22 protein-coding genes and 2 rRNA genes are annotated in these 20,288 nt (G+C 61.5%); 7 read left to right on the forward strand and 17 right to left on the reverse strand.

Features of this window, described 5'->3' with window-relative positions; genetic code table 11:
* Nucleotides 1-5 precede the first annotated feature (5 nt).
* Nucleotides 6-899: a LysR substrate-binding domain-containing protein gene (locus CLU93_RS08435; RefSeq protein ID WP_071079533.1), complete on the reverse strand. Its 894-nt coding sequence runs from the start codon at nt 897-899 to the stop codon at nt 6-8.
* A 126-nt stretch (nt 900-1,025) separates the two neighbouring features.
* Between CLU93_RS08435 and CLU93_RS08440 the strand changes: the two genes are divergently transcribed.
* Nucleotides 1,026-1,769 carry a sulfite exporter TauE/SafE family protein gene (locus tag CLU93_RS08440; RefSeq protein ID WP_099760745.1) on the forward strand — a complete coding sequence of 248 codons (744 nt, stop codon included), beginning with the start codon at nt 1,026-1,028 and terminating at the stop codon, nt 1,767-1,769.
* On the forward strand, nt 1,757-2,011 hold the full coding sequence (locus CLU93_RS08445; RefSeq protein ID WP_099760746.1) for a GNAT family N-acetyltransferase: 255 nt from the start codon (nt 1,757-1,759) through the stop codon (nt 2,009-2,011). The genes CLU93_RS08440 and CLU93_RS08445 overlap by 13 nt, the downstream gene beginning before the upstream one ends.
* Here the strand turns inward: CLU93_RS08445 and pyrE are convergent.
* Nucleotides 2,008-2,670 (reverse strand): orotate phosphoribosyltransferase, encoded by a 663-nt coding sequence (gene pyrE / locus CLU93_RS08450; RefSeq protein WP_071079536.1) that lies wholly within the window; start codon nt 2,668-2,670, stop codon nt 2,008-2,010. The genes CLU93_RS08445 and pyrE overlap by 4 nt on opposite strands.
* A 120-nt stretch (nt 2,671-2,790) precedes the next feature.
* On the opposite strand from pyrE, the gene CLU93_RS08455 reads away from it, so the two are divergent.
* A complete protein-coding gene (locus tag CLU93_RS08455) occupies nt 2,791-3,567 on the forward strand; it encodes an exodeoxyribonuclease III (RefSeq protein WP_099760747.1) in 777 nt (258 codons plus the stop codon).
* Between the two features lie 130 nt (nt 3,568-3,697).
* Here CLU93_RS08455 and CLU93_RS08460 read toward each other — a convergent pair whose 3' ends face one another.
* From CLU93_RS08460 to CLU93_RS08520, 13 genes are all read right to left on the reverse strand, one after another.
* Nucleotides 3,698-4,600 (reverse strand): pseudouridine synthase, encoded by a 903-nt coding sequence (locus CLU93_RS08460; RefSeq protein ID WP_099760748.1) that lies wholly within the window; start codon nt 4,598-4,600, stop codon nt 3,698-3,700.
* Between the two features lies 1 nt (nt 4,601).
* A complete protein-coding gene (locus CLU93_RS08465; protein WP_099760749.1) occupies nt 4,602-5,504 on the reverse strand; it encodes a M48 family metallopeptidase in 903 nt (300 codons plus the stop codon).
* A complete protein-coding gene (locus CLU93_RS08470; protein ID WP_099760750.1) occupies nt 5,485-6,744 on the reverse strand; it encodes an AmpG family muropeptide MFS transporter in 1,260 nt (419 codons plus the stop codon). The genes CLU93_RS08465 and CLU93_RS08470 overlap by 20 nt, the downstream gene beginning before the upstream one ends.
* The gene (gene metW / locus CLU93_RS08475) at nt 6,744-7,355 is read right to left on the reverse strand and encodes a methionine biosynthesis protein MetW (protein ID WP_070222822.1); all 612 of its coding nucleotides are present in this window, start codon (nt 7,353-7,355) and stop codon (nt 6,744-6,746) included. The genes CLU93_RS08470 and metW overlap by 1 nt, the downstream gene beginning before the upstream one ends.
* Nucleotides 7,352-8,551: a homoserine O-succinyltransferase MetX gene (gene metX, locus CLU93_RS08480; RefSeq protein WP_099760751.1), complete on the reverse strand. Its 1,200-nt coding sequence runs from the start codon at nt 8,549-8,551 to the stop codon at nt 7,352-7,354. Before metX ends, metW begins: the two co-directional genes overlap by 4 nt.
* Nucleotides 8,552-8,685: 134 nt before the next feature.
* Complete coding sequence (ptsP, locus tag CLU93_RS08485) at nt 8,686-10,428, reverse strand: phosphoenolpyruvate--protein phosphotransferase (protein ID WP_099764301.1); 1,743 nt, start codon at nt 10,426-10,428, stop codon at nt 8,686-8,688.
* Between the two features lie 44 nt (nt 10,429-10,472).
* Nucleotides 10,473-10,742, reverse strand: coding sequence for an HPr family phosphocarrier protein (locus tag CLU93_RS08490; RefSeq protein ID WP_010393142.1), 270 nt, complete (start codon nt 10,740-10,742; stop codon nt 10,473-10,475).
* A 92-nt stretch (nt 10,743-10,834) separates the two neighbouring features.
* Nucleotides 10,835-11,239 carry a PTS sugar transporter subunit IIA gene (locus tag CLU93_RS08495; RefSeq protein WP_029496035.1) on the reverse strand — a complete coding sequence of 135 codons (405 nt, stop codon included), beginning with the start codon at nt 11,237-11,239 and terminating at the stop codon, nt 10,835-10,837.
* A 2-nt stretch (nt 11,240-11,241) separates the two neighbouring features.
* Nucleotides 11,242-12,210: a glutathione synthase gene (gene gshB / locus CLU93_RS08500; protein WP_099760752.1), complete on the reverse strand. Its 969-nt coding sequence runs from the start codon at nt 12,208-12,210 to the stop codon at nt 11,242-11,244.
* A gap of 97 nt (nt 12,211-12,307) precedes the next feature.
* Nucleotides 12,308-13,606 carry a glutamate--cysteine ligase gene (gene gshA, locus CLU93_RS08505; RefSeq protein WP_071079543.1) on the reverse strand — a complete coding sequence of 433 codons (1,299 nt, stop codon included), beginning with the start codon at nt 13,604-13,606 and terminating at the stop codon, nt 12,308-12,310.
* Between the two features lie 204 nt (nt 13,607-13,810).
* Entirely contained in the window at nt 13,811-15,346 is a 1,536-nt protein-coding gene (locus tag CLU93_RS08510) for an ammonium transporter (protein WP_099760753.1), read from the reverse strand.
* A gap of 11 nt (nt 15,347-15,357) precedes the next feature.
* The gene (locus CLU93_RS08515) at nt 15,358-15,696 is read right to left on the reverse strand and encodes a P-II family nitrogen regulator (RefSeq protein ID WP_010393464.1); all 339 of its coding nucleotides are present in this window, start codon (nt 15,694-15,696) and stop codon (nt 15,358-15,360) included.
* A gap of 11 nt (nt 15,697-15,707) precedes the next feature.
* Entirely contained in the window at nt 15,708-16,475 is a 768-nt protein-coding gene (locus tag CLU93_RS08520) for a TorF family putative porin (protein ID WP_099760754.1), read from the reverse strand.
* 269 nt (nt 16,476-16,744) lie between these two features.
* Here CLU93_RS08520 and CLU93_RS08525 point away from each other — a divergent pair, with 269 nt between their 5' ends.
* From CLU93_RS08525 to CLU93_RS08540, 4 genes are all read left to right on the forward strand, one after another.
* Nucleotides 16,745-16,993, forward strand: a complete 249-nt coding sequence (locus CLU93_RS08525) for an accessory factor UbiK family protein (RefSeq protein WP_035824443.1) — start codon at nt 16,745-16,747, stop codon at nt 16,991-16,993.
* A gap of 111 nt (nt 16,994-17,104) precedes the next feature.
* Nucleotides 17,105-18,625, forward strand: coding sequence for a YifB family Mg chelatase-like AAA ATPase (locus CLU93_RS08530; protein ID WP_099760755.1), 1,521 nt, complete (start codon nt 17,105-17,107; stop codon nt 18,623-18,625).
* Nucleotides 18,626-18,689: 64 nt separating this feature from the next.
* The gene (locus CLU93_RS08535; RefSeq protein WP_099764302.1) at nt 18,690-19,235 is read left to right on the forward strand and encodes a hypothetical protein; all 546 of its coding nucleotides are present in this window, start codon (nt 18,690-18,692) and stop codon (nt 19,233-19,235) included.
* Nucleotides 19,236-19,415: 180 nt separating this feature from the next.
* Nucleotides 19,416-19,760 carry a DUF1840 domain-containing protein gene (locus CLU93_RS08540; protein WP_071079548.1) on the forward strand — a complete coding sequence of 115 codons (345 nt, stop codon included), beginning with the start codon at nt 19,416-19,418 and terminating at the stop codon, nt 19,758-19,760.
* A 61-nt stretch (nt 19,761-19,821) separates the two neighbouring features.
* Here the strand turns inward: CLU93_RS08540 and rrf (CLU93_RS08545) are convergent.
* Nucleotides 19,822-19,934, reverse strand: a 5S ribosomal RNA gene (rrf, locus tag CLU93_RS08545).
* 179 nt (nt 19,935-20,113) lie between these two features.
* A 5S ribosomal RNA gene (gene rrf, locus CLU93_RS08550) occupies nt 20,114-20,226 on the reverse strand.
* Nucleotides 20,227-20,288: the final 62 nt, after the last annotated feature.

The following is a 20,288-nucleotide window of genomic DNA, read 5'->3' on the forward strand; positions in this document are numbered from 1 at the left end:
CCCTGTCACGCCTTCAGATGATCGATCAACTGGCGCGCATACAGGGGTAATTCACTGAACTGGCGCACGCAAATCGTCAGATTGCGTACCGACCAGGGATCGGATAATTCCAGGCAGCGCAGCGCCATCGTCTGCTGGCAGCGGCTGGCCGCCGCCAGCGGCACCACGCTGATGCCCACGCCGCTGGCCACCATGCGGCACACGGCATCGAAGCTGCGCAAGCGCACGCGCACCTTCAACGGACGGCCCAGGCGCGCCGCATGCATGCCCAAGTACTGCTGCATCGCGCTGTCGTCGGCCAGGCCGATGAAATCGTGATCCAGCAGCGTGGAGAACGCGACGACGCCATCCTGGCCGAGCGCGCGGTGATGCACGCCATCGGCCGCCGCGATGACCACCAGCCGGTCGGGGCGGAACAAAAACGTCTGCAAGCCGCGCATGTCGACCGAGTCGGACACGATGCCCATGTCGGCCAACCCTTCCGAGACGGCCTTGACGATATCGTAACTGAGGCGCTCTTCCAGGTCGATGGTCAGGTTCGGATGGCGGTCGAGAAAAGCACCGAGTGCCTCGGGCAAAAATTCGCTGAGCGCGGCCGTATTGCACAGCAGCCGCAACTGCCCTTTCAAACCGCGTGCAAATTCACCGAGCTCGCCGCGCATTTTCTCCATTTGCAGCAACACGAGGCGCGCGTGATGCAGCAGGGTCTGCCCGACCGGTGTCGGCTCCACGCCGCGCCGCCCGCGCAGCAGCAGGGGCATGCCCAGCGCCTCTTCCATGCCGCGCACGCGCGCACTGCTTGAGGCCAGCGCCAGATGGCTGCGCGCGGCGCCCGCCGTCAGGCTGCCCGCTTCCACCACATTGACAAACAGCTGCAAATCGACCAGATCAAAACGCATGACAGCTCCCCTTTTCGCCATCTTATCAGCCTTCGTATTTTACTTAGGCTGACTCAAAATAATCCACCTTGGCGAAAGTCCCGGGCAAGCGCAGAATCCACGCAAAATCAATGTGGGATAAAAAAGATGGAGACGTCATTCCTGCTGGCCGTCGGCGCCAGCTTCCTCGTCGCTGGCTTCGTCAAGGGCGTAGTCGGACTGGGCTTGCCGACCGTGGCCATGGGCACGCTCAGCCTCGTCATGCCGCCCGTGCAGGCGGCGGCCCTCTTGATCGTGCCGTCGATGGTGACGAATGTGTGGCAACTGGCGGCCGGCCCCGGCCTGCGCGCGCTGATGCGGCGCCTGTGGCCCATGCTGGCCGCCGTCATGGCCGGTACCCTGGCGGGCGGCGCCCTGCTGCCGACCGACAGCGGCGCCTGGGCCGTCGTCGCGCTGGGCGTGACGCTGATGCTGTATGCGCTGGCGGGATTATTCTCGCTGCAGTTGCGCGTGCCGGCGCGGCACGAAGCCTGGCTGGGACCGGTCACGGGCGTGGCGACGGGGCTGGTGACGGCCGCCACGGGCGTGTTCGTCATCCCCGCCGTGCCGTATCTGCAGGGACTGGGCCTGGCACGCGATGCGCTGGTGCAGGCGCTGGGCCTGGCGTTTACGGCATCGACCGTGGCGCTGGCGGCCAGCCTGGCCGTACACGGCGACTTCAGCCTCGGTGCGGCCGGCGCTTCCGCGTATGCGCTGCTGCCGGCGCTGACCGGCATGCTGGCCGGTCAATGGCTGCGCGGGCGCATCGCGCAACAGGTATTCAAACGGTGCTTTTTTGTCGGCCTGTTCGCCCTCGGCCTGCATGCGGCGCTCAAGCCATGGCTGGCGTGATGCAGATAGACTGGCAAGGGGACAGCGCGCTGTGCGCATGGATCGACGGCCAGCAAGTGGCCATGCTCGATATCAGCAAGTGTGCGGACGGGGTGACGGTGAACATGCTGTTCGTGAAACCGCCGTTCCGCCGACGCGGCATCGGCGGCGCGCTGTTGCGGCGGCTGTTGCAATGCCATCCGCAAGCCGGCGCCGCCTGCAGCGACCCGCGGTTGCGGGCACTGCTGGAAAAGACTACTTAAATGCCATACTTAGCGCGATAAGCGGAAACGGCTTCCTTATGTTTCAACAGTTCCGGATCGGCGCCCGCGCCGTTCAGGTAGCCGAACAAGTCATCCAGGTTGCCGATCGAGATGACGGGAATGCCATACTGTTTCGATACTTCCTGCACCGCCGAACTGGGCGACAGCTGGCCGTCCGGGCCCGAACGCTCCATGCGGTCCAGGGCGATCAGCACGGCGCAAGGCTCGGCGCCGGCGGCGCGGATCATGTCCACCGATTCGCGCACCGAGGTGCCGGCCGAGATCACATCGTCAATGATGACAACCTTACCATGCAGCTTGGCGCCGACGATGGTGCCGCCTTCGCCATGGTCTTTGGCTTCCTTGCGGTTGAAGGCGAACGAGGTGTTGCGGCCCTTGCCGGCCAGTGCCACGGCGGTGGCCGACGCCAGGGTGATGCCCTTGTAGGCGGGGCCGAACAGCATGTCGAATTCGACGCCCGAGTCGAGCAGGGTCTGCGCGTAGAACTGCGCCAGCTCGGCCAGGGTGGCGCCGTCATGGAACAGGCCCGCATTGAAGAAGTACGGCGACTGGCGTCCGGCCTTGGTGGTGAACTCGCCAAACCGCAAGACGCCCTTGGATACTGAAAACGCGATAAACTGCTGGCGTAAATTATTCACATTAGCCTCATTTTTTAAAAGTGCCTGTATTTTAATCCGCGCGCAGCGGCGAGACAATCGCCATGCCGTGTCCGTCGGCCCCGTCCAGCGCCGCTGGCGCTCACCATTGACTCTCGACCTATGCCAAAAATTATCTCCGCCAACCTGAACGGCATCCGTTCCGCCGCCAAAAAAGGCTTTTTCAACTGGATGGGCACGCAAACGGCCGATTTCATCTGCGTGCAGGAATTGAAGGCGCAACTGCCCGACATGACGCCGGAATTCCTCAACCCGCACGGCTACCATGGCCATTTCCACTATGCCGAGAAAAAAGGCTATTCCGGCACGGGCGTGTACAGCAAGGTGGAACCGGACGCCGTGCATATCGGTTTCGGCAGCCCTGAATTCGATGCCGAAGGCCGCTACGTGCGCTGTGATTTTGGCAACTTGTCCGTCATTTCCGTGTATTGCCCGTCCGGTTCGTCCGGCCCGGAACGCCAGGAAGCCAAGTTCCGTTTCATGGAACTGTTCCTGCCGCACCTGCTGGCATTGAAGGCGCTGGGCCGCGAAGTGGTCATCTGCGGCGACTGGAATATCGCCCACCACGAAATCGACCTGAAAAACTGGAAGGGCAACAAGAAGAATTCCGGCTTCCTGCCGGAAGAGCGCGCGTGGCTGACGCGCGTCTTCGACGAAGTGGGCTTTGTCGACGTGCACCGCGGCCTGGACAAGCGCGAAGACCAGTACACGTGGTGGAGCAACCGCGGACAAGCCTACGCGAAAAACGTGGGCTGGCGCATCGACTACCACGTCGCCACGCCCGGCATCGCGGCCCAGGCGCATACGGTCAGCGTCTACAAGGACGAGCGTTTTTCCGACCACGCGCCGTTGATCATCGATTACACGCTCAAGGGCTGATCTTTGACACGTCGGCGGTGGTGTCGGCTTACGCTGCGCTAAGCCGACCTACGCCTGATCTGCCGTAGGTCGGATTAGGACCGCAGGGCCGTAATCCGACAACATGGTTGACACGCCAATGGGGGACGGCTTACGCCAGCGCGCGCCGGCTCTCAAAATGGCGCAGCTCACCCGTCAACGGGTCCGTGAAATCGATGGCGCGCGCCAGCAGCTGCAGCGGGTGCGACATGTCGTCTTCCTTGCACGGCTGGGCCAGCGGGTAAAACGCATCGTTGACGATGGGGATGCCGAGTGCAGCCAGGTGCACGCGCAGCTGGTGCTTGCGCCCCGTGTGCGGGTACAGCCGGTACAGGTTCACCGCGCCGCGCCGCTCGATTACGTCGATGATGGTTTCCGAGTTCGGCTCGCCCGCCTCCTCGCGCATGAGAAAAAACTGCTCGCCCTCGACCATGCGGCTGCGATACGTGAACGGAAAATCGCGGTCTGCCAGGACGGGTGCCAGCGCCTCATACGTCTTGCGCACTTCGCGGCGCTGGAACAGCGTCTGGTAGGCGCCACGGCTGGCGACCTGGCGCGAAAAAATCACCACGCCAGCCGTCTCGCGGTCGAGGCGGTGGATCGGCGTCAGCTCGGCGCAGTCCAGGCTTTTCTTCAGGCGCGTCAGCAGGGTCTCCTGCACGAAGCGTCCGGCCGGCGTCATGGGCAAGAAGTGCGGCTTGTCGACCACCACCAGGTGTTCATCCTGGAACAGGATCTCTTCCTGAAACGGGATCGGCGTTTCGCGTTCCAGCTCGCGGTAGTAAAAAATGCGCATGCCGCGCTTGTACGCGCTGCCGGGGCCGAGCACGGCGCCTTCGCCATTGAGCACTTCGCCGCGCGCCATGCGGTCCAGCCATTGCGCGGCGCCGATCTGCGGATAGCGCTCGAGCAGAAACGACAGCATGTCCGGCCACTGCCCTTCCGGCAGCCACAGATAGCTGGGCGCCACACCGTCGCGCATGGGCAAGGGTGCGGCGGCGTGACACTTCGCCATCCTAGCGCTGCGCGATGGCGGTGCTGCGGTACGGCGGCAAGGCGCCCACGCTGACGCCCTTGCTGCGCGCGTACAAGGGCAGCACTTGCGCCATGTGGCTGTTCATCTGCGAGATACGGTCCTTGCCCGACGGGTGGGTCGAGAGGAATTCCGGCGGCGCGCCCTTGCTCACGGCGGCCATTTTTTGCCACAGGATCACGCCGGCACGCGGATCGAAGCCGGCGCGTGCGGCCAGGTCCATGCCGATCAAATCTGCCTCGCGTTCATCGTCGCGCGAGAACTTCAGCATCACGCCCTGCGCCGCCATATTCGTGGCGGTACTGGTGATGGTCGGATCGACACCGAGCCAGGCTGACAGCCCGGCGCCGGCCAGCTTGGCGCCGACGGCCGCCAGGTTGCCCTTGCCGGCTTGCGCCTGCGAGTGTTCGCGCAGCGCGTGCGAAATTTCATGCCCCATGACGATGGCCACTTCATCGTCGGTCAAATTGAGCTTGGTGATGATGCCGCTGTAAAAAGCGATCTGCCCGCCCGGCATGCAAAAGGCATTGACCTCATCCGAGTTGAGCAGGTTGACCTGCCAGTTCCAGTTGGCCGCCGCCTCGTTCCAGCGCGTGGCGAACGGGATGATGCGCTGGGCGATGGCGCGCAGACGCCTGACCTGCGGGTCGCTGTCGGGCACCAGCGCGTTTTTTTCCTTCGCTTCGTTGACCAGCTGCGTATATTGCTGCTTCGATTCTGCATTGAAATCGGCGCCGCCGGCAAAGATGCGCGAGGTCGACAAAGGCCGCACCTTGATGCCATCCTGCATCGTCGCTTGCTGGGCGTGGGCGGACAGGGGTGCCAGGGCGGTGGCCGCGCACAGGCTGGCCAGGACGGCGTAACGTTTAAGGGATATTGGTGCCATTGGCAGACCTCCATGGAGCGATTTTAGGCAGCATCATCATGGCCGGGAAGGCCAGGAAGAAGCACACGATGAAAAACGAAAACCAGCCCAGTTCCGCGACCAGAAAGCCCACCGAGGCATTGATCAGGGTGCGCGGCACGGCGCTGAGGCTGGAAAACAAGGCATATTGCGTGGCTGTGTAGCGCGGGTCCGTGGTGCGCGACAGGAACGCGACAAAGGCGGCCGCACCCAGGCCCAGGCTGGCAAAGGCTTCAAAACCGATCACGGCGCTGAGCAGCATGGTGTTCGGCCCCACCTGTGCCAGCCAGGCGAATCCCAAAATCGCGATCGCCTGCAGCGCGCCAAACACCCACAGGCCCCGGTTGATGCCCAGCTTGAGCATCCACACGCCGCCCACCACGCCGCCGGCCAGGCTGGCCCAGAAACCCGTGGTGTTGGCGGCCAGGCCGATCTGCGTCATGGAAAACCCCAGATCCAGATAAAACTTCGTCGCCAGCGCCGTGGCCATGCTGTCGCCGATTTTGTAGAGTAATACGAAGGCGAGAATCCACATTGCGTTACGCCAACCATCGCGCGCGATGAATTCCTGGAACGGCAAGATGATCGCTTCGCGCATGGTCTTCGGCGGCGAACCGTACACGGTAGGCTCCTTGATCAGCAAGGTGCACACGAGACCAGGCAGCATGAAGGCGGCCGTGATCCAGAAGACGGGCTGCCACGGCATGCGGTCGGCCAGGATCAGCGACAGCGCGCCCGGCACCATGCCCGCCACCTTGTACGCGTTGACGATGACGGCGGCGCCCAGGCCCTGCTCGTTATCGTCCAGGATTTCGCGCCGGTAGGCGTCGATGACGATGTCCTGGCTGGCAGACAGAAAGGCGACGCCACCGGCGGCCGCCGCGATCAGGCCGATCTGCGTGAGCGGATCGAGCATGCCCATGGCGCCGATGGCAAAGAACAGCGCCACTTGCGTGAGCGCCATCCAGCCGCGCCGGCGTCCCAGCCCCAGGATGCGGTAGCGGTCCATCAGGGGCGCCCACAGGAATTTCCAGATGTACGGGAACTGCACCAGGGCGAACAGCCCCAGCGCCTTGACGTTCAAGCCCGACTTGGCCAGCCATGCCTGCAGCAGGTACAGCAGGATGAACAGGGGCAGGCCGGAACTGAAGCCCAGCACCAGCACGGCCAGCATGCGGCCGTTGGCATAGGAACGCCAGCCTGGCGCCGGGCTTGTGGTCATCAATGCACCGCTTTTTTACGCAGGCGGAAGACGGCCAGGTCGCCGCGCAGGTTCGGCAGCACGGAGACCATCTTGCCTTCGGCCAGGGCCACGCATTCGATCACTTCCAGGCCGCATTCCTCGGCCAGTTCGCGGAAGTCGTTGATGGTTGCGCAGCGCACGTTGGGCGTGTCATACCACTGGTAGGGCAGCGATTTCGACACGGGCATGCGGCCCTTGAGCAGCGCCACGCGGTGCGGCCAGTAGGCGAAGTTGGGGAACGAGACGATGGCCTCGGCGCCCACGCGCACGATGTCGCGCAGCAGCGGCTCGACCTGCTTCATCATCTGCAGCGACGACAGGCACAGCACCGTATCGAAGCTGTTGTCGCCAAAGATGGCCAGGCCCTTTTCCATGTCTTGCTGGATCACATTCACGCCGCGCAGCGTGCTGGCCAGCACCTTGTCGTCGGCGATCTCGATGCCGTAGCCGCTGCACTCCTTGTCGCTTTGCAGGTACTGCAGCATCACGCCTTCGCCGCAGCCCACGTCCAGCACATGCGCGTTGTTCGGCACCCAGTGGGCGATGAAGGCCAGGTCGGGGCGCAGTGCGCTCAATTCGTCAAAAGTCATGCGGTCTCCTTGGCGCCCTGGCGGACGGCGGTGTGCGGTGCAGGAGCGGGCAAGGCCGTCCCGATATCGTGCCAAACCTGGCCATAATAGGCGCGCACCATGTTCATGTAGCGCGCATCTTCCAGCAAAAAGGCGTCGTGGCCGTGCGGCGCGTCGATTTCCGCGTAGGTGACCTGGCGGCGGTTGCACACCAGCGCTTCGACGATTTCGCGGCTGCGCTCGGGCGAGAAGCGCCAGTCGGTGGAAAACGAGGCGAGGAAGAACTTGGCCTTGGTGCCCGACAGGGCCTTGGCCAGGTCGCCGCCATGCGCGCGCGCCGGGTCGAAATAATCGAGCGCCTTGGTGATCAGTAAATACGTGTTCGCGTCGAAGTATTCAGAGAACTTGTCGCCCTGGTAGCGCAGATACGATTCGATCTCGAAATCGATGCCGAAGCCGAATTTGTAGTCGCCCGTCTGCGCCGCGTCGCGCAGCTTGCGGCCGAATTTCTCGGCCATGTCGTCATTCGACAGATACGTGATGTGGCCCACCATGCGCGCCACGCGCAAGCCGTTCTTCGGCACCACGCCATGCGCATAAAAGTCGCCGCCATGGTAATCGGGGTCGGACAGGATGGCCTGGCGCGCCACGTCGTTGAAGGCGATATTCTGCGCCGAGAGTTTGGCCGTCGAAGCGATCACCACGCAGTGACGCAGGCGCTCGGGGAACATGATGCTCCACGCCAGCGCCTGCATGCCGCCCAGCGACCCCCCCATCACGGCGGCGAACTGGGCGATGCCCAGTTCATCGGCCAGGCGCGCCTGCGCGCTGACCCAGTCTTCCACCGTGACGACGGGGAAAGAGGCGCCATACGGCTTGCCGGTGGCAGGATTGGTGTGCATGGGGCCCGTCGAGCCGAAGCAGGAACCCAGGTTATTGACGCCGATGACGAAGAATTTATTGGTGTCGAGCGGCTTGCCCGGTCCCACCATATTGTCCCACCAGCCCGTGCTTTTCGGTTCATCTGCGTAGACGCCGGCCACGTGGTGCGAGGCGTTCAGGGCGTGGCAGACCAGCACCGCGTTCGATTTGTCGGCGTTCAGGGTGCCGTAGGTTTCATACATCAACATATAGTCGCGCAGCGATGCACCGCTTTGCAGCTGCAGGGGTTGCGCAAAATACATGGTTTGCGGCGAAACGATTCCAATGGATGACATGTGTGTCGGTTTATAAAAGGGGGTGGCCCCACGGGCCATGGTCGATGCAGCACCGCGATGATAGGTGCTGCAACTGTAGCATCAGGACACCTCTTGCCGCGCGCGACGTGTCCTGATGCTGATAGGGTGACAGTTTACATGAGCTGCAACTGTTGTACGGCTTCCGCGATCACATTTGGTTCCATGGAACGCATAATTTTGCGCATTTGTGGTGCGATCAGGCCCAGGTCGCTGTTGAGGATCTCTTGCTTGACCGCTAACAGCTGGGCCGGATGCATGGAAAACTCGCGCAGTCCCATGCCCAGCAGCAAGCGCGTGAGCTTCACGTCGCCCGCCATTTCGCCGCACACGGCCACGTCGATGCCCGCCTTGTGGCCGGCCGCGATCGTCATCGAGATCAGTTGCAGCACGGCCGGGTGCAGCGGATTGTACAAATGCGCCACTTCGTAGTCGACGCGGTCGATGGCCAAGGTGTACTGGATCAGATCATTCGTGCCGATCGACAGGAAATCCATGCGCTTGACGAACATGGGCAGGGCCAGCGCCGCGGCGGGAATTTCGATCATGGCGCCCACTTCGACGGCATCGTCGAACTTGACGCCCTCCTCGCGCAGGCTGGCCTTGGCTTGCGCGATCATGGCCAGCGACTGGTCGATCTCGAATGCATGCGCGAGCATGGGGATCAGGATGCGCACCTTACCAAAGGCCGAGGCGCGCAGGATCGCCCGCAGCTGCGTCAGGAACAGTTGCGGCTCGGCCAGGCAGTAACGGATGGCACGCAAGCCCAGGGCGGGATTCAAGGCCGTATGGTCGGACTGGTCGAGCGGCTTGTCGGCGCCGATGTCAAGCGTGCGGATGGTCACCACGCGCCCTTTCATCGACTGCACCGTGTTGCGGTACGCCTCGAACTGCTCATCCTCGGTGGGAATCTTGTGGGCGCGGCCCATGAACAGGAATTCGGAGCGGAACAGGCCCACGCCGCTGGCGCCCGACTCCAGCGCAAACGGACAATCCTCGGGCAGTTCGATATTCGCCAGCAAGGTGATGGGGGTGCCGCATTTGGTCACGGCCGGGGTCTTTTTCAGCTTGCCCAGCTTCTTGCGCGCGCGCTGCATGGCCACCTGGCGCTCGCGGTACTGCTCCAGCACCAGCGCGCTGGGGTTGGCGATGACCACGCCGGCGTCGCCGTCGATGATCAGCCAGTCGTCCTGCTCGATCAGCATCGACGCCTGCGACATGCCGACGGCGGCCGGGATATCCAGGCTGCGCGCGACGATGGCCGTGTGCGAGTTCTGTCCGCCCACGTCGGTGATGAAGCCGATGAAGGAGCGGTCGCGAAATTGCAGCATGTCGGCCGGAGAAATGTCGTGCGCGACGACGATCATCTGCGCCATCAATTCGTCTTCGGCCGCGGCCTTGGGCAGCAGCTGCTCCGTGCCCAGCAAGACTTTCAATACGCGCTCGGCCACCTGCTGGATGTCGGCCTTGCGTTCGCGCAAATACGGGTCTTCGATTTCATCGAACTGCGCCGATAATTCATCGATTTGCGTCAACAGCGCCCATTCGGCGTTGTAATGGCGCGAACGGATGATGTCGAGCGGCGCTTCGGCGATCAATGGGTCCGACAGGATCAGCGCGTGGACGTCGATGAACGCGCCCAGTTCCGTGGGCGCGTCTTTCGGCAGCTCGTTCCACAGGGTTTGCAGTTCCTTGTGGACGGCGGCGATGGCGTTTTGCAAACGCTGGACTTCGGCTTCGATCTGTTCCTGGGCGACCAGGTAGTGTTTGACGTCAAGGGCGGCCGGCGCCAGCAGATGCGCGCGGCCAATGGCGATGCCGCGGGAGACCGGGATGCCGTGGAGCGTGAAAGATGCCATGGGGTGACCTGTCGGAATGCGGCTGCGGCTACGTTCGGCAGGCATTACTCGCCTTCGCCAAACCTGTCATTAATCAGGGCGGTGAGCGCATCGACACATGCCTGCTCATCATCGCCCTCGGCTTCCAGGGTCACTTTCGCACCCTTGCCGGCGGCCAGCATCATCACGCCCATGATGGATTTGGCGTTGATGCGGCGCGCGTTGCGGGTCAGCCAGACGTCGCTCTTGAACTTGGCGGCGAGCTGGGTAAATTTGGCGGAGGCGCGTGCGTGCAGTCCCAGCTTGTTGATGATTTCGAGTTCTTTTTGAATCATTTTTGTATGGTCTCTATCCCTGAATGCACTACGCTGATGACAATCTTGGCCTATAAAACCCGCCGCCTTCAGGGCGGCGGCCTTGCATTTTCCTATTCGCCCACGCGGATGCGGTTATCGACGCGCACGGCGCCGCTTTGCGCACCGGCCAGCGCCATCTCCACCACCACGTCGAGCGTGTCGCGGCGATACGTGATGGCGCGCAGCAGCATCGGCAGGCTGATGCCGGCGATGACTTCCACCCGCCCCGCATCGGCCAGCTTGTTGCAGCAGTTCGACGGCGTGCCACCCTTCACGTCGGTAATCACCAGCACGCCGGAGCCGTCGTCGAGGCGGCAGATGGCTTCCGACGCCAGCTTTTGCACTTCCGCCAGGTCCTGGTCGGCGACGACGTCGATCGCTTCAAAACGTTCCGTTGGCCCGCGAAACACATGCGCGCAGGCGGCGATGAATGCCTGTCCCAGCGGGGCATGTGTCATGAGCAAAATCCCTACCATGGTCATTTCACCTTCTGATGCTGCTGCGCTTGCGCAACGCCATGCTCGACGGCGTCGACAAACATGGCAGCCACATCAAAACCCGTCTGCTGCATGATTTCCTGGAAGCAGGTCGGGCTGGTGACATTGACTTCCGTCAGATAGTCGCCGATCACATCCAATCCTACCAGCATCAGGCCGCGCGCGGCCAGGATCGGGCCCAGTTTTTCAGCGATTTCCAGGTCGCGTGCCGTCAATGGCTGCGCCACGCCCGTGCCGCCGGCGGCCAGGTTGCCGCGCACTTCGCCCGCCTGCGGGATGCGCGCCAGCGAAAACGGCACCGGCTTGCCGCCGATGACGAGGATGCGCTTGTCGCCCTTGACGATGTCGGCAATAAAACGCTGCGCCATGATGGTTTGCGCGCCGTTCTCGCTCAAGGTCTCGATGATGGCGCCCAGGTTCAGGCCATCGGCCTTGACGCGGAAGATGCCCGTGCCGCCCATGCCGTCGAGCGGCTTGAAGATGACGTCCTGGTGCTTGGCGTGGAAGGCGCGCAGGCGCGCTTCATCCGACGTGACCAGGGTCGGCGAGGTGAATTCGGAAAACTGGGCAATGGCCAGCTTTTCATTGTTGTCGCGGATGGCGGACGGCTTGTTGAAGACGCAGGCGCCCTGCTTTTCCGCCAGTTCCAGCAGATACGTGCCATACACGTATTCCATGTCGAACGGCGGATCCTTGCGCTCGATGATGGCGTCCAGGGCCGACAAACGTACTTCCTCGGTGGAGACCACCTTGTACCAGTCGTGTTCGTCGCCTGTCAGCTCGATATGTTTGACCCATGCCGTGACGATGCCCTCTTCCAGCGCCATGTCTTTCTGTTCGAAGGCGTACACGGCGTGGCCGCGCTTGGCCGCCTCGCGCATCATGGCGAAGGTGGAATCTTTGTAAGTCTTGAAGCCTGCCAGCGGGTCGGCAAGGAATGCAATTTTCATGGTGCGTCCAATAGGGGAGCCTGGATAAGGAATGCTTGATTCTAGCCGAGATCGCCAGGCGCGGTAGTCACCGCGCCCGGCAAACCTCATTGGTGGATCAATACACCTCGGGATTCGGGTCCGTACGCTCCATTTCCAGCGACGCGGCCAGCAAGGCCAGACGCGCCACCACGCCGTACACATAGAAGCGGTTCGGCGCGGCCGTGCCCGGCTTGGCCTTCAAGTCCGGCACCGCATGCTGCTGGGCAAACGCCAGCGGCACGTACTGCGAACCGGGCGCGTTCAGGTTCTGATCCACGCCCCGCTCTGCGTGCACGCGATAAAAGCCGCCCACCACATAGCGGTCGATCATGTAGACGACGGGCTCGGCCACGGCATCCTTGATGCTTTCGAAGGTCGGCACGCCTTCCTGGATGATCACATCGGTTACCAGCTGGCCATCCTTGACGATCGACATTTTCTCGCGCTGCTTGCGCGACAGATCGCGCACTTCACTGGCGTCGCGCACCGTCATGATGCCCGTGCCATACGTGCCCGCATCGGGCTTGACGATGACGAACGGCTTTTCCTTGATGCCGTATTCCTTGTATTTCTTGCGGATCTTGGCCAGCAGCACGTCGACGCTGGCGGCCAGCGCATCTTCGCCCTCGCCTTCCTGGAAATTGACGTCGCTGCACTTGGCGTGGAAGGGGTTGAGCATCCACGGATCGACATCGATCATCTTGCCGAATTTTTTCACCACTTCATCGTAGGCCGTGTAGTGGTTGCTCTTGCGGCGCAAGGCCCAACCCGCGTGCAAAGGCGGCAACAGGCTTTGCTCATGAATATTTTGCAAGATATCGGGGATGCCGTCCGACAAGTCGTTATTCAGCAAGATCGTGCACGGATCGAAATCCTTCAAGCCCAGGCGGCGGCCGTTGTTCAGGCGCACGAGGGGCTCGATGACGAGCATGTTGCCATCTGGCAACGCCAATGGCGTCGGCTGGGTGATCTCGGGCGACCATGAGCCCAGGCGTACGTGCAGGCCCGTCTGGCGGAAGATCTGCATCAATCGCGCCACGTTTTGCAGATATTGCGGCGTGGTGTTGTGCAATTCCGGCACCATCAGCAGGTTGCGGGCGTCCGGACAATACTTGTCGATGGCGGCCATGGCCGCCTGCACGGACAGGGGCAGCATTTCCGTGGCCAAATTATGAAAACCGCCAGGGAACAGATTGGTATCGACGGGCGCCAGCTTGTAGCCCGCGTTACGCAAGTCTACCGAGCAATAGAAGGGCGGCGTATGTTCTTGCCACTCCATGCGGAACCAGCGCTCAATGGCCGGCGTCGCGGCCAGAATCTTTTTTTCGAGGTCGAGCAGCGGTCCGGTCAGGGCCGTGACGAGATGGGGAACCATAGTTACATCCTTAAATTATGTGCAGTATTCAAAAAAGCACACAGAACTGCCGACTATATTACCGTGTAAGTACCCCAAATCGGGGCAAAACCCTTGTTTTAAAGACCTTTTCCATTCGCACAACGAAAAAAAGGCACCTCAATGAGGCGCCTTTTCCAGCCGGACATGCCGCGCCGGGGCGCTGGCATGCCAGATAATTATCATTTAACCATGATATGCCTGCTCGCCGTGGCTGGTGATATCGAGGCCTTCGCGCTCTTCTTCTTCCGGTACGCGCAGGCCGATGACGATGTCGACCAGTTTATAGGCGATGACGGAAACCACGGCCGACCAGAGGATGGTGGTGCCGACCGCTTGCGCCTGCACCCACACCTGATGACCGATCGAGTACGGATCCGCCGACATCTTGTTGGTGACATAGTCGAAGATGCCCTGACCGCCCAGTTGTGGTGCAGCAAACACACCTGTCAACAAGGCACCCAGGATGCCGCCCACGCCATGCACGCCGAACACGTCGAGCGAATCATCGGCGCCGATCAGGCGTTTCAAGCCATTCACGCCCCACAGGCAGACGACACCGGCCAGCAAGCCGATGACCAGGCCGCCCATCGGACCGACAAAGCCGGCCGCCGGGGTGATCGCCACCAGGCCGGCAACGGCGCCCGATGCGCCACCGAGCATCGATGGCTTGCCTTTGCTGATCCACTCGCCAAATACCCACGACAGGGTGGCGGCGGCAGTGGCCAGCAAGGTGTTGACGAACGCCAGGGCCGCCACATCGCCCGCTTCCAGCGAGGAACCGGCATTGAAACCGAACCAGCCCACCCACAGCAAGGATGCGCCGATCATGGTCATCGTCAGCGAGTGCGGCGCCATCGATTCGCGGCCGTAGCCGACGCGCTTGCCGATCATGATGGCGCCCACCAGGCCGGCAACGGCGGCGTTGATGTGTACCACGGTGCCGCCGGCGAAGTCCAGCGCGCCTTTTTGCCAGATCCAGCCAGCCTTCAGGGCTTCGCTGGCCGAGGTGGCGGCGTTGGTGATCAGGTCAGGACCGGTCCAGAACCACACCATGTGGGCCGCTGGCAGGTAGGCGAAGGTGAACCACAGCACGACGAAGGCCAAAACCGCGGAAAACTTGGCGCGCTCGGCAAACGCGCCGACGATCAGTGCGCAGGTGATGGCGGCAAACGTGCCCTGGAAAGCCACAAAGACGAACTCGGGAATGACGACGCCCTTGCTGAAGGTGGCGGCGGCGGCAAACGTGCCCTTGGCCGGATCCCAGATACCGTTCAGGAACAGGCGGTCGAAGCCACCGAAGAAGGCGGTTTTTTCCGTGAAGGCGATCGAGTAGCCGTAGATGCACCACAGCACGATGACCAGCGCGAACACCATGAACACCTGCATCAGCACCGACAACATGTTCTTCGAGCGCACCAGACCGCCGTAGAACAGGGCCAGGCCGGGGATGGTCATCAAAATCACCAGCAAGGTGCTGATCATCATGAAGCTGGTATCGCCCTTGTTGGCGACGGGCGCGGCGACTGGCGCGGCAGCGGCCGGGGCCGGTGCGGCGGCAGCGGGCGCGGCGTCAGGCACGGGCGTCACGGCGGGGGCGGCAACGGCCGTAGTCGTGGCCGCCTCCGTCTTGGCGGGCGCATCGGCAAAGCTCGGCGTGGCGACGCCAAACGCACACAGGCAGGCTATCCCGGCGAGCAATTTTGTTATATTTTTATGCATCAATATTCCCCTTAGAGCGCTTCGTTGCCGGTTTCACCGGTACGGATGCGGATGACCTGTTCCAGGTTGTAGACGAAAATCTTGCCATCGCCGATTTTACCGGTACGCGCGGCACCTTCGATCGCTTCGATGGCCTGGTCGACAATGGCGTCATCGACGGCCGCTTCAATCTTGGTTTTTGGCAAGAAATCGACGACATACTCAGCCCCACGGTAGAGTTCCGTGTGACCTTTCTGGCGGCCGAACCCTTTCACTTCAGTGACGGTAATGCCTTGCACATTGATAGCCGACAAGGCTTCACGCACTTCGTCCAGTTTGAATGGTTTAATGATTGCGGTAATCATTTTCATGGCAGTCTCGCTTAAAAGGTTTTGGACACGGTCAGCACGAGACCGGATTTCGCCAGGTTCTTGCCATTCGGTGCCAGCGACGTGATGTTGGCCTTGACGTAAGCCAGGGCGACTGTTGCCATGCCGAAATCCTTGGTGACACCCAGCTTGTAGTCGGTGTAGCTGAGGGAATCGTTATGCGCGACCTTCTGGCGGCCCACATGCAGGTTCAGCAGATAACCTTCGTACATATCGATATTGGCGCCCACATCGAGGTAGCCGCTGTTCTTGCTGTCGGCGACACCAAACAGATTGGTCGTCGAGTGCGAGTACTTGATATAGGCAGGGCCATAGCCAAGCTGACCGTACAGCTCGAAAGTGTTGGCATTGGTGCTCAGCCCATTCGAGGGATAGAAGTAGTACAGGCCGCCCACGTCATAGGTGAAATCCTTGCTGATCTCGCCCCGCTTGCCGCCGTAGACATCCCATTCCAGGTTGGTATCGCCGCCGCCATCCTTGATCCATTTGATGCTCGACAGCCAGGTGCCCACGTACAGACCCGTCGGATTGTGGGTATAGTCGGCACCGCCGCTGATGGCAGGATCGAGACGGCTTTGCGACACGCCACGGTAACGATAGTCGCTGGTCAGCGCCACGTTGTAGCTCACCACGTTATCAGGTACGGCTTCGGCCGCAGCAGGCGCTGCCACCGCATCCTGGGCCATGGCGCTACCGCACACGGCGGTCATGGCCAGCGTCAACGCTGCTACTAAAGTCATGTTCTTGGACAGATTCTTCATGGCGATTCCCTTTTATTGAACTTTTAAAGCGGTTGAGGTTTAAAATCTTGGCTGGAGATCACAAAGCGTTCATACCTTCTTTAGCAGAATACGTGCCAGCTCTCAGCCACCTTGACAGGTGCATTTCCGTCCATACCTACCCTGCAAGCCCTTGGGCATGCGGAAATGGGCTGCTGAAGCGTTGTGGATATACCTATTTCCGCACCAGATTAACACCGCTGTGCACCGCAATGGTGCGATGCACATGCCGCACCATAAAAGGACTGACCATGGACATGAATACCTTCTTTAACGACTTGCAAGGCAAGATTCACCAGGCCATCGAGAACTCGCCGGCCAAGGATATCGAAAAAAACGTGAAATCGATGATGACCCAGGGCTTCGCCCGTCTCGATCTCGTCACGCGCGAGGAATTCGATATCCAGGCGCAAGTGCTGGCCAAGACCCGCGCCAAGCTCGATGCTTTGGAATTGCGCCTGATCGAACTGGAAACGCGCCTGAACGACCCAAAGGCATAAAGTACCGCCAGCAAGGTCGCGTTATACACGGCCTTGCTGGCATATCTCAAGCCTGACAGCGCTTCAAGCGCTAGACTGATCCTGACCGCGCTCGCGCCACAGGGGAGTCTGATGAGTCTGGCCGTCCTGAAAAGCCGCGCCCTGGCCGGCATGGAGGCACCCGAGGTAAGTGTCGAAGTCCACCTTGCCAATGGCTTGCCCTCGTTTACGATAGTCGGCCTGCCGGATACGGAAGTGAAGGAATCGCGCGACCGCGTCCGTGCCGCGCTGCAAAACTGCGGCTTTGACATGCCGGCGCGGCGCATTACGGCCAATCTGGCGCCGGCGGACTTGCCCAAGGAATCGGGCCGCTTCGACTTGCCCATTGCGCTGGGCATCCTGGCCGCCTCCGGCCAGTTGCCGGGCGACCAATTACACCACTATGAATTCGCGGGCGAACTGTCACTGTCGGGCCAGCTGCGCCCCATCCGCGGTGCGCTGGCCATGACTTTTGCCATGCAGCGCAGCCAATCGGGCACACCACGCGCCTTCATCCTGCCGCAAGCGAACGCGGACGAGGCGGCTCTCGTCAGCGATGCCTGCATCTATCCCGCCCACAGCCTGCTCGAGGTCTGCGCGCATTTTGCCGCGCCCGCCAGCCAGACCGCCCTGCAGCGCCATCAGCCCGTGCTGGCAGCGCAGGTTTTTGCGTATCCCGACTTTGCCGATGTGCAGGGGCAGCAGCAGGCGCGACGCGCACTGGAAGTGGCGGCCGCAGGCGGCCACAACGTCTTGATGGTGGGGCCGCCGGGTGCGGGCAAGACCATGCTGGCCAGCCGGTTTCCCGGCGTGCTGCCGCCCATGAGCGATGCAGAGGCGCTGGAATCGGCCGCCGTACATTCGCTGGGCGGCCACTTCAAGGTGGAACACTGGAAACGCCGTCCTTATCGCGCCCCGCACCAGACGGCATCCGGCGTGGCCCTGGTGGGCGGCGGCAACGTGCCGCGCCCGGGAGAAATCTCGCTGGCACACTGCGGTGTGTTGTTTCTCGATGAAATCGCCGAATTCCAGCGCCGGGTCCTCGATGTCTTGCGCCAACCCATGGAATCGGGCGTCATCAGCATTTCGCGCGCGGCGCGCCAGGCCGAGTTTCCTGCCCGCTTTCAGTTGATCGCCGCCATGAATCCCTGCCCGTGCGGCTACCTGGGGCATGCTTCCGGCCGTTGCCGCTGTACGCCCGACGCCGTGCTGCGCTATCACAGTCGCCTGTCCGGCCCGCTGCTCGACCGTATCGACCTGCAAATCGAAGTTGCCGCCATGCCACCGGCGGCGCTGGGGCGGCACGCAGGCCCCGGCGAAAGCACGCAATCCATCGCCACGCGGGTAGCGGCAGCCTTTGCCCTGCAGCTGGCACGCCAGGGGAAAGCGAACCAGCGCCTGAGCAGCACGGAAATCGAACAGCATTGTCGCCTGGAGCCACATGGCGAACAGTTGTTGCATGGCGCCATGGCGCGCCTGCACTGGTCGGCACGCACCTACCACAGGGTACTGCGCGTGGCGCGCAGTATCGCCGACCTGGCAGGCAGCCCCACGATCACGCAGCCGCATGTCGCCGAAGCGATCCAGTACCGGCGCGTACTGCGTGAAATGTAAGGAGTGCAATGAACGCCACATGTGCGCGATTGCGCGTGACTGGCGGCACTGCTACCATCTGCTGATGAAAAAACCATCACTTGCCCTCTCGCTGGCTACGCTCGCGGCCGCCAGCATCCTGTCTGCCTGCAGTCCGAAATTCGACTGGCGCGACTATCGCAGCCCCGACGCTCAGTTCACGGCACTGTTTCCAGGCAAGCCGGCCGTGCTGACGCGCGAGATCGATCTCGATGGCAAGAAAGTCAGCCTGACCATGACGGCGAGCGAGGTTGATGGCAATACCTTCGCCATCGGCAGCGCCGTGCTCGACAACGCAGAACAGGCGCAAGCGGCCCTGCCCGCCATGCAGACTGCCCTCTTGAAAAATATCAACGGCACTGTGCGCAGCGAAAAATCCGCATCGGCAGCCAGCAGCACTGCTGCCGGAATACATCAGCGCAGTTCGCTCAGCATCGAGGCCAGCGGCACGCAGCAAGGCAAGCCTGTCCTGCTGTTCGGCCGTTTTGTGGCCCAGGACAAGCACATCTTCCAGATCATCATTCTCGGTGAAGAGCGCAAGCTGTCGCGTGACACCATCGACACCTTCATGGACTCAGTGAAGCTGGATTGAGACTTAGCGATCGCTTAAACAGGCAGCTGCCTGGAACAGCCGCCCTTGTAAATACGTGTGTTGTCCAACAGATGGCGATATCCGGCGCGCAAATGTGCAATCCGCGCAATCGGACGGACTGTGCGATATTTCAAGTCGTGATATTGTTTCGACACTAACAACAAGTCTCAGAAAGCCCCTATGTTGATCTCATTCAAATCCAAATCCTCCCCTGAAGTGCTGATGTACCAGGAACATGCCCAGCGTATCCTCGACATCCTGCACAAGAATCCCACGCGCGGCGTCATTACGCCAACGGAAGCAGGCGATGCCCTGGCCCTGCTGGAAAAAGAAGTCGCGGAAAGCAAATTGCATCCGGAAAATGACATCGAGCACGATACCCATACGCCGGAAACGCTGGAAGATGGCGAAACGGGCACCCATGCGCGCGCGCAAAAAGTGCATTTTTCGCAGCGCGCCTATCCACTGATGGAGATGCTGCGCTCGGCCAAGGCGGAAGGTGAAAGCATCACCTGGGGCATCTGATCCGATGAATGTTGCAGACGAAAAAAAACCCCGCACCTAGCGGGGTTTTTTTATATAACAAGCCTGACGATAACCTACTTTCACACTGGTTGCAGCACTATCATCGGCGCAAAGTTGTTTCACGGTCCTGTTCGGGATGGGAAGGGGTGGGACCAACTTGCTATGGTCATCAGGCATAACTTTTTCAACAGCCTGCTCCCAACGGGGCAGCAAACCATCTGATCTGAGGAAGCGAATTATATACGAATTTGTCTGAAGATGGGGTTAAAAATGGCGCTTTACAGCGATAAAACCACCAGACGAAAAAAAACCCCGCCATTGCTGGCGGGGTTTTTCTCTACTGCGAATAACAAGCCTGACGATAACCTACTTTCACACTGGTTGCAGCACTATCATCGGCGCAAAGTTGTTTCACGGTCCTGTTCGGGATGGGAAGGGGTGGGACCAACTTGCTATGGTCATCAGGCATAACTTGTACTGGCATTTGTCCTCAGTGGAGCGACAAAGCCTGAATCTGGAAGAAGCAAA

Origin of the sequence: Janthinobacterium sp. 35 (genome assembly GCF_002754575.1) — a bacterium.
Taxonomy (GTDB): domain Bacteria; phylum Pseudomonadota; class Gammaproteobacteria; order Burkholderiales; family Burkholderiaceae_D; genus Janthinobacterium; species Janthinobacterium tructae.

What these genes read in the sequence shown, in the direction of transcription:
- CLU93_RS08435 (WP_071079533.1), bottom strand. Translation starts at nt 899, where the DNA reads ATGCGTTTTGATCTGGTCGATTTGCAGCTGTTTGTCAATGTGGTGGAA.
- CLU93_RS08440 (WP_099760745.1), top strand. Translation starts at nt 1,026, where the DNA reads ATGGAGACGTCATTCCTGCTGGCCGTCGGCGCCAGCTTCCTCGTCGCT.
- CLU93_RS08445 (WP_099760746.1), top strand. Translation starts at nt 1,757, where the DNA reads ATGGCTGGCGTGATGCAGATAGACTGGCAAGGGGACAGCGCGCTGTGC.
- CLU93_RS08455 (WP_099760747.1), top strand. Translation starts at nt 2,791, where the DNA reads ATGCCAAAAATTATCTCCGCCAACCTGAACGGCATCCGTTCCGCCGCC.
- CLU93_RS08460 (WP_099760748.1), bottom strand. Translation starts at nt 4,600, where the DNA reads ATGGCGAAGTGTCACGCCGCCGCACCCTTGCCCATGCGCGACGGTGTG.
- CLU93_RS08465 (WP_099760749.1), bottom strand. Translation starts at nt 5,504, where the DNA reads ATGGCACCAATATCCCTTAAACGTTACGCCGTCCTGGCCAGCCTGTGC.
- CLU93_RS08470 (WP_099760750.1), bottom strand. Translation starts at nt 6,744, where the DNA reads ATGACCACAAGCCCGGCGCCAGGCTGGCGTTCCTATGCCAACGGCCGC.
- metW (WP_070222822.1), bottom strand. Translation starts at nt 7,355, where the DNA reads ATGACTTTTGACGAATTGAGCGCACTGCGCCCCGACCTGGCCTTCATC.
- metX (WP_099760751.1), bottom strand. Translation starts at nt 8,551, where the DNA reads ATGTCATCCATTGGAATCGTTTCGCCGCAAACCATGTATTTTGCGCAA.
- ptsP (WP_099764301.1), bottom strand. Translation starts at nt 10,428, where the DNA reads ATGGCATCTTTCACGCTCCACGGCATCCCGGTCTCCCGCGGCATCGCC.
- CLU93_RS08490 (WP_010393142.1), bottom strand. Translation starts at nt 10,742, where the DNA reads ATGATTCAAAAAGAACTCGAAATCATCAACAAGCTGGGACTGCACGCA.
- CLU93_RS08495 (WP_029496035.1), bottom strand. Translation starts at nt 11,239, where the DNA reads ATGGTAGGGATTTTGCTCATGACACATGCCCCGCTGGGACAGGCATTC.
- gshB (WP_099760752.1), bottom strand. Translation starts at nt 12,210, where the DNA reads ATGAAAATTGCATTCCTTGCCGACCCGCTGGCAGGCTTCAAGACTTAC.
- gshA (WP_071079543.1), bottom strand. Translation starts at nt 13,606, where the DNA reads ATGGTTCCCCATCTCGTCACGGCCCTGACCGGACCGCTGCTCGACCTC.
- CLU93_RS08510 (WP_099760753.1), bottom strand. Translation starts at nt 15,346, where the DNA reads ATGCATAAAAATATAACAAAATTGCTCGCCGGGATAGCCTGCCTGTGT.
- CLU93_RS08515 (WP_010393464.1), bottom strand. Translation starts at nt 15,696, where the DNA reads ATGAAAATGATTACCGCAATCATTAAACCATTCAAACTGGACGAAGTG.
- CLU93_RS08520 (WP_099760754.1), bottom strand. Translation starts at nt 16,475, where the DNA reads ATGAAGAATCTGTCCAAGAACATGACTTTAGTAGCAGCGTTGACGCTG.
- CLU93_RS08525 (WP_035824443.1), top strand. Translation starts at nt 16,745, where the DNA reads ATGGACATGAATACCTTCTTTAACGACTTGCAAGGCAAGATTCACCAG.
- CLU93_RS08530 (WP_099760755.1), top strand. Translation starts at nt 17,105, where the DNA reads ATGAGTCTGGCCGTCCTGAAAAGCCGCGCCCTGGCCGGCATGGAGGCA.
- CLU93_RS08535 (WP_099764302.1), top strand. Translation starts at nt 18,690, where the DNA reads ATGAAAAAACCATCACTTGCCCTCTCGCTGGCTACGCTCGCGGCCGCC.
- CLU93_RS08540 (WP_071079548.1), top strand. Translation starts at nt 19,416, where the DNA reads ATGTTGATCTCATTCAAATCCAAATCCTCCCCTGAAGTGCTGATGTAC.